Source organism: Amycolatopsis sp. SID8362, from assembly GCF_010550475.1.
GTDB classification, from domain to species: domain Bacteria; phylum Actinomycetota; class Actinomycetes; order Mycobacteriales; family Pseudonocardiaceae; genus Amycolatopsis; species Amycolatopsis eburnea.
Map to the genome: position 1 here is coordinate 1 of NZ_JAAGNB010000485.1, position 259 is coordinate 259.

The 259-nt window shown below is 74.9% G+C and carries 1 pseudogene; it reads left to right on the forward strand.

From position 1 onward, the window contains the following. Nucleotides 1-259 (forward strand): annotated as a pseudogene (locus tag G3I65_RS14885) (amino acid adenylation domain-containing protein); the annotation flags it as partial.

Sequence of the window (259 nt, forward strand, 5' to 3'; positions counted from 1 at the left end):
CGTCCCGACGGCGCGCTCGACTTCCTCGGCCGCGCCGACCAGCAAATCAAGATCCGCGGATTCCGCGTCGAGCCCGGCGAAGTCGAAGCCGTGCTGACGTCGGACGCCTCGGTCGCCCGCGCGGTCGTCGTCGCCCGCGACAACTCGCTGATCGCCTACGTCGCGCCGGCGGGCGATCCGGTGGCGCTGCGGGCGCTCCTCGCCGCCCGGCTGCCGGAGTACCTCGTGCCCGCGGCCGTCGTGGTGCTGCCGGAGCTCC